Source organism: Mycobacterium sp. E802 (assembly GCF_001666875.1).
Taxonomy (GTDB): Bacteria; Actinomycetota; Actinomycetes; order Mycobacteriales; family Mycobacteriaceae; genus Mycobacterium.
In genome coordinates this window covers 46624-53418 of the sequence record NZ_LZJD01000167.1, presented here as the reverse complement: position 1 = coordinate 53418, position 6795 = coordinate 46624, and the positions used below count along the sequence as shown (strand labels likewise).

8 protein-coding genes are annotated in these 6795 nt (G+C 68.6%); 3 read left to right on the top strand and 5 right to left on the bottom strand.

The genetic code is table 11. From position 1 onward, the window contains the following. The coding region (locus A5699_RS24940) for a CPBP family intramembrane glutamic endopeptidase (protein ID WP_067775462.1) at nt 1–660 on the bottom strand (660 nt) is incomplete at its 3' end. A gap of 46 nt (nt 661–706) precedes the next feature. Next, nucleotides 707–1489 (bottom strand): DUF2470 domain-containing protein, encoded by a 783-nt coding sequence (locus A5699_RS24935; RefSeq protein ID WP_067775460.1) that lies wholly within the window; start codon nt 1487–1489, stop codon nt 707–709. A 146-nt stretch (nt 1490–1635) separates the two neighbouring features. Between A5699_RS24935 and pheA the strand changes: the two genes are divergently transcribed. Continuing rightward, nucleotides 1636–2580, top strand: a complete 945-nt coding sequence (gene pheA, locus A5699_RS24930; protein WP_067775457.1) for a prephenate dehydratase — start codon at nt 1636–1638, stop codon at nt 2578–2580. After that, on the top strand, nt 2577–3266 hold the full coding sequence (locus A5699_RS24925; protein ID WP_067775453.1) for a histidine phosphatase family protein: 690 nt from the start codon (nt 2577–2579) through the stop codon (nt 3264–3266). The genes pheA and A5699_RS24925 overlap by 4 nt, the downstream gene beginning before the upstream one ends. On the opposite strand, the gene A5699_RS24920 is transcribed toward A5699_RS24925, so the two are convergent. The 3 genes from A5699_RS24920 to A5699_RS24910 form a co-directional block, all read right to left on the bottom strand. Next, the gene (locus tag A5699_RS24920) at nt 3263–3463 is read right to left on the bottom strand and encodes a hypothetical protein (protein ID WP_067775450.1); all 201 of its coding nucleotides are present in this window, start codon (nt 3461–3463) and stop codon (nt 3263–3265) included. The two genes, A5699_RS24925 and A5699_RS24920, sit on opposite strands and share 4 nt — an antisense overlap. A 145-nt stretch (nt 3464–3608) precedes the next feature. Beyond that, nucleotides 3609–3959 (bottom strand): metallopeptidase family protein, encoded by a 351-nt coding sequence (locus A5699_RS24915; protein ID WP_067775443.1) that lies wholly within the window; start codon nt 3957–3959, stop codon nt 3609–3611. A 1-nt stretch (nt 3960) separates the two neighbouring features. Further along, nucleotides 3961–5364 (bottom strand): septum formation family protein, encoded by a 1404-nt coding sequence (locus tag A5699_RS24910; RefSeq protein ID WP_067775441.1) that lies wholly within the window; start codon nt 5362–5364, stop codon nt 3961–3963. Between the two features lie 144 nt (nt 5365–5508). Here A5699_RS24910 and serS point away from each other — a divergent pair, with 144 nt between their 5' ends. Next, a complete protein-coding gene (gene serS / locus A5699_RS24905; protein WP_067775433.1) occupies nt 5509–6765 on the top strand; it encodes a serine--tRNA ligase in 1257 nt (418 codons plus the stop codon). Nucleotides 6766–6795 lie beyond the last annotated feature (30 nt).

Sequence of the window (6795 nt, the reverse complement as noted above, 5' to 3'; positions counted from 1 at the left end):
GCCGAACGCCAGCCCCATCACGATGTTGCCCAGGCCGGCGCTGTAGCCCTGGTAGAGGTGGTAGGCGCCGCGCAGCAGGCTGGAGATCAGCAGGGCACGGCCGGCACTGACGTCGAGTTGGCGTAGGCGGGTCAGCAGGAAACCCACCACGATGATCTCTTCGGCCCAGCCGTTGGCGAACGCCACGCCGAGCAGCGTCGGGATGCGCCACCACGTGTCGTACAGTTCGGCCGGCTCGACGTCGGCGCTCAGCCCCAGGACCCGGGCCAGTACGTAGAAACCCAGACCGGGCAGTCCGATGAGTGCGGCCAGCCCCAGCCCGCCCAACCCGTCGGCCCGCCACCTCGGGCGGCCCAACCCGATCGCGGCCGGTCCGATGCCGCTGCGCCACAGTAGATACAGCGCCAGCGCGCCCCAGGCCAACAGCTGCAGGATGACGGCCAGGTGCAGGCCGAGGTCGATCAGGTCGAAGGGGGAGCGCTTCGGGTTGAGTGCGACGGTTTGCCCGGACAGGCCGAGCAGCACCGCCTCGATGAGCCGAAGGCCCGCGGTGTAGGCACTGAGCCCGAAGGTCACCGCCAGGACGACGGCGATCTCGATCTTGAGCGTGCGGCGCGGCGGGTTGAGAAACTCGTGGGAACCCGGCGCCGAAGATGTCACCGGAGCAACGGTAGCGGCGCCCGTGCCGAGCCGACGACTGTGCGGGTCAGATCCGTCTGGCCCGTAGGCCGTTGAGGAACGGGCAGCCCATCAGCACGCGGATGGCCTGGCTCAGGGATGTGACGTCGTCGACCGGCTTGGCGAACGGCAACCGGACGTCGTGGTCGCCGTGTTCGTTCTCGACCCGCAGTTGCACGCCGTAGCGGTCCAGGCCCAGTGGACGCACACGTCCCTGACGCAGGGTCATCGGCAGCCGGGTGGCCAGGCGTTCCACCACGTCGCGGTGGGAGGATTCCATGTGCTGGAGCCAGCCGGATTCCATTGCGCAGAACGGGTCGGGGCGCGCCTGCAGCAGGGCCCCGAGGGTGACCGCCTCGGCACCGGTCGAATCGGCCACCACCACCGACTCGATCTCCAGACGCATCAGGGTGTAGTTGTCCTCACCTTGGCCGGGTCCGGAATTCACCTGCAACAGAGCAGGATTCGGGTTCTCGGTGGCGATCAGGTCGAGCAGCTCCGATACCGCCGAACCGGGTACGTGCTGCAGCCGGCCCCGAATCCAGACCAGGGAGCGCACCGGTTCACGCAGCGGCAGTGGGGCGTAATCGGTCATCTCGAGAACGGCCTGCACTCCGGCCGAACCGGCCGACAGTGCCATGCCCGCCAGCGGACCGGCCTCCGGGACGGTGATCGCGAAGGATCCGTCGTCGAGCAAGTGGTGAACGGGCGAGGCCACCGGCTCGATGCCCTCGACGGCAACCATGGCGCCGCCGCCACGTGCGCATGCGCTGCGGATCCGCTCGGCTGTCGTCGGTGTCGCAATGGCCATCTCGCCGCCTTCGAAAACTAGTGAGGTACTGAGGTGAGGTAAGCCTAACTTAACTGGACGGCGGGTGGTCGGCAAGGCTTTCGCCGGGAACGCTGCCGCGACTGTCGTGCAGGTGTGCGACGGCGCTGAACCGATAGGGTTGGGATGTGCCGCGCATCGCTTACCTCGGTCCCGAGGGAACCTTCACTGAAGTGGCGTTGCTGCAGATGGTGGGCCGCGACATGGTGCCCGGCGTGCGACCGGCACCTGCGGACGGCAAAGCCGGTTTCACCCCGGTACTGACCGACAGCACACCGGGCGCGCTCGCCGCGGTGCGTGACGGCCGAGCCGACCATGCGTGCGTGCCGATCGAGAACTCGATCGAGGGATCGGTCCTGCCCACCCTCGACAGCCTGGCAGTCGGGGAACCGCTGCAGATCTACGCCGAGCTGGTCCTCGACGTCGCGTTCACCATCGTGACCCGGCCCGGACACACCGGCCCGGTGCGTACGGTCGCCGCCTTCCCGGTGGCGCTTGCGCAGGTGCGTCGCTGGCTGGCCGCCCACCTGCCCGACGCCACCGTCGTGCCGGCCACCTCAAACGCCGCGGCCGCCCACGAGGTCGCCGAGGGCCGCGCCGACGCGGGGGTCAGCACGCAGCTGGCCGCCCAGCGCTGCGGCCTCGATGTGCTGGCCGCCGACGTCGTCGACGAGGCCAATGCGCGCACCCGCTTCGTCCTCGTCGGAACGCCCGGCGCCCCGCCTCCGGCCACCGGAGCCGATCGCACGTCGGTGGTGCTGCGCCTCGACAACGCCCCCGGCGCACTCGTATCGGCGATGACCGAGTTCTCCGTCCGTGACATCGACCTGACCCGCATCGAATCCCGGCCCACCCGAACCGAGCTGGGCACGTACATGTTCTTTCTGGACTGCATCGGGCACATCGACGACGATCCGGTGGCCGAGGCACTCAAAGCGCTGCACCGACGTTGTACCGATGTGCGATATCTGGGTTCCTGGCCGACCGGATCGAGTGCGGGCGCACCCCCGCCGCGTCTGGACGAGGCCACACGCTGGTTGGCAGGCTTGCGGGACGGGACGGGCGGCTCATGAGCGGGCGGTTGATCCTCGTCCGTCACGGTCAGTCCCACGGCAACGTCGCGCGGCGTCTGGACACGCGGCCGCCCGGTGCGGAGCTGACCGAGCTCGGACACGACCAAGCCCGGCGGTACGCCGGGACACTCGGTGCGCGCCCGTCGATCCTGGCTCACTCGGTGGCCCGCCGCGCGGCACAGACCGCGGCCGGCATCGGCATCGAAACCGGCCTGGCCCCATTCGAATTCGAAGGGGTGCACGAAGTCCAGGTCGGTGACCTGGAGGACCGCAACGACGACGACGCCGTCGCCGAGTTCAACCGGATCTACAAACGCTGGCACCTCGGCGAGCTGGATGTCCCGATGCCCGGTGGCGAGACCGCCGAGGCGGTGCTCGCGCGGTACGTGCCGGTGCTCACCGAACTCCGGTTGCGCTATCTGGACGACCACGACTTCAACAGCGACATCGTGCTGGTCAGCCACGGCGCGGCGATCCGGTTGGTGGCCGCCGTGCTGGCCGGTGTCGAGGGCACCTTCGCCCTCGATCACCACCTCGGCAACACCGAATCGGTGGTGCTGGCGCCGGTCACCGACGGGCGGTGGAGCTGTGTGCAATGGGCGTCGCTGACCCCGCCGTTCTACCCGGAGCCCGACGCGACACCGGTTGCCGATGCGGTGACCTCCGATACCGACCCGATGGGCTAGCCGTACCGCTGCAGCGCCAGTTCGTCCTCGCGTCCGCACGGGCAGCCCACCGACTCACAGTCGAGGCGGAAGGTATGCGCAACTTCGGTTGTGGTGCAGCCTTCGTCGGTGCATTCCACGCGGTACCGGACATGGTGAATCAGGGTGCCGTGGCAATGCTCCAGACCGGCCACACACTCCCGGCACTGGATCGTCATAGCCCCGTTGATAGCACTGTGGGCCGACAAAATGTGGTTGCCGCGCCTAGCCCCAGCTCTCTGTCTTCGCGCAAGCGGCTCATCCCCAGCTCTCTGTCTTCGCGCAAGCGGCTCATCCCCAGCTCTCTGTCTTCGCGCAAGCGGCTCATCCCCAGCCCAACTCGTGGAGCCGCTCATCATCAATCCCAAAATGGTGCGCGATCTCATGGATCACCGTGATGGCCACCTCGTCGACCACGTCGGCCTCGCTGTCGCAGAAGTCCAGCAGGGCCTCCCGGTAGATCGTGATCGTGTCCGGCAGCGATCCCGCGTACCAGGAATCCCGCTCGGTCAGCGCGACCCCGCGGTACAGCCCCAGGATGTCGGGCTCGTCGGGATCGCGGTCCTCCACGAGGATCACGACGTTGTCGAACGCGGCGGCCAACTCGGGCGGGATCAGGTCGAGCGCATCGGAGACCAGCTCGTCGAACCTCTCCGAGCTCATCCGCACCGGCACGTCAGGGCCCCGGTGGGACCGGGGCCGGCTCACCGGGAGCCGGCGGCACCGGCTCGCCCGGCGGCGGACCGGCGGGCGGCTCCGGAGCCGGGGCCTGCTCCGGCGGAGGCGGATTGAAGGTGTTGGACTGCGCCGGCGCCGGCGCCTCTGTGGTCGCGGACTGCGGTAGGTGCTGCCCGCTCGATGAGGATCCACCCGACGACCCGGACGAGTCCGGTGAGCTCGAGGACGACGAGCCCGACGAGCCCGACGAGCCGGACGAGCTCGACGACGAGGAGGACGACGACGACGACGAGGGTTCATCCACGTCGGGCATCGGGATCGGCGGCAGGTTGAGCCGCTCCTCAGGGATGTCGGGCGGGGCGACCGGAGGCTGCCCATTGATCATCAACGGCCCCTTGGCGCTGTTGACCAAGGTGGACCAGCCGCCGTTGCCCAAGGTGGCGCCGATGCTGCACGACACCTGACGGCTCCCGGCCGACCAGCTCGGCAGCGAGATCGTGCTGTAGCTCAACGCAAGCGTGGTGCTGCGCAGCTGGACCGGGGCCAGGTAGGCATCGGTCATCGAGGTGCAGGCGTCCTTGATGAAGTCGTCCTGATCGTCCTCGGGCGGCAGCCCACCGGGAAACTTCTCGGCGAGGTTGACCGCACCGGTGACTTCCATGGCGTGCGGCGCCGCGCAGTCCACCGGGACGTCGGTGGGCTGGTTGGTGGCGGCATCGATGCCCAGGCAGGTGCCCGGGGCCCACACCTTCGACTGGTCGACGTCGGCCGCCTTGCCCGCAGCCTCCAACTGGCTGTCGCCGGGGCCGAGCAACTGCAGACCGCAGAGCATGCGCCGCTCACCGGACTGCTTCCAGGCCTTCTCTCCGGACCACAACAGGCCGATGGTGAACTTGCCGTTCGGGTCGTATTTCGCACCGAGGTAGTTGCGCACCGACGGGGTGCACTGTTCCTGGCTGATCTGCTTGATCCGCTCCACCGACGGTGGCGGCGCACCCGGCCCGTACTCACTGCCGGGGAAGGTGCGCATGTCGACGGACTGGGCAACCTCGAAGCGGTGGTTGTCCTTGCAGTCCACGATGTGCGCGGCGTCCGGATTGCGGCCGGGCCAGGTCAGGCAATCACCGCGCTTGACGTGATTGAACGTGTCGTTGCCGCGCGGTCCCAGGGCGATCGCCCCCGGCACGGCGCTGGCGCCCTCGCTGCGGGGCAGCGCGGTGATCAGGCCGGCGATGAGCAGTGCGCCGAGCGCGGTCAACAGGAGCGCACGTCGCGTCGAGGCGGCTGCCAGACTCTGCCACCACCGTTCCCGGGTGGGTCGGTCCTCGGGCGGACGTGAGTCGAGCAGTTCCCCACTCTCGGGGTGGTCGGGGTGCTCGGGTGCTTCCAACATTGCTTCCATTGTGACAGGCGTGTCAGCCGCTGTGACAACTGATGCGGTTGTAATGTTGCGTGGTTTCTGCCCGGTGGTGGTCGCCGTCGCGGTGCCGTCATCGTCGTCACCTCAGATGTACGCCGCCGCGTTCCGAAAAGTAGGGTTGCGCCCGTGATCGACCTCAAGCTGCTGCGCGACAATCCCGACATCGTCCGTGCATCACAACGGGCCCGCGGTGAGGATCCGGCGCGAGTCGACGCCCTGCTGCAGGCCGATACGGCACGGCGAGCCGCGATCTCGGCGGCCGACAATCTGCGTGCCGAACAGAAGGCCGCCAGCAAGCTCGTCGGCAAGGCGACCCCCGACGAGCGTCCGGCGCTGTTGGAGCGGGCCAAGGAGCTGGCCGAACAGGTCAAGTCCGCCGAGGCCGCACAGGTCGAGGCCGAAGCCGCCTTCACCGCCGCGCACATGGCGATCGGCAACGTCATCATCGACGGGGTGCCGGCCGGCGGCGAGGACGACTTCGTCCTGCTCGACACCGTCGGTGAACCGCCGGCGATCGAGAACCCGAAGGACCACCTCGAGCTCGGTGAGGAGCTGGGCCTGATCGACATGGAACGCGGCGCCAAGGTGTCCGGCTCGCGGTTCTATTTCCTCACCGGTGCCGGCGCCCTGCTGCAACTCGGTCTGCTGCAACTGGCCACCCAGGTGGCGGTGGCCAACGGGTTCACGCTGATGATCCCGCCCGTGCTGGTCCGACCGGAAGTCATGGCGGGCACCGGATTCCTCGGCGCGCACGCCGACGAGATCTACCGGCTCGAGGCCGACGACATGTACCTGGTCGGCACCTCGGAGGTGCCGCTGGCGGGTTACCACTCCAACGAGATCCTCGACCTGTCGGCGGGTCCGCTGCGGTACGCCGGCTGGTCGTCGTGCTTCCGTCGCGAGGCGGGCAGCTACGGCAAGGACACCCGCGGCATCATCCGGGTGCACCAGTTCGACAAGGTTGAGGGATTCATCTACTGCAAGCCCGAAGATGCCGAGGCCGAACACCAGAAGTTGCTCGGTTGGCAGCGTCAGATGCTGGCGGCCATCGAGGTGCCCTACCGGGTGATCGATGTCGCCGCAGGCGATCTGGGCTCCTCGGCGGCGCGTAAGTACGACTGTGAGGCGTGGGTGCCGACCCAGCAGACCTACCGGGAGCTCACCTCCACCTCGAACTGCACGACGTTCCAGGCCCGCCGGCTGTCCACCCGCTACCGCGACGAGAACGGCAAGCCGCAGATCGCGGCCACGCTCAACGGCACGCTCGCCACCACCCGCTGGTTGGTGGCGATCCTGGAGAACCATCAGCAGCCCGACGGCAGCGTCCGGGTCCCGGACGCGCTGGTGCCGTTCGTCGGCGCCTCGGTGCTGGAACCCCGGTAACCGTCCACACCGCGGCCCAGTAGTACTGCG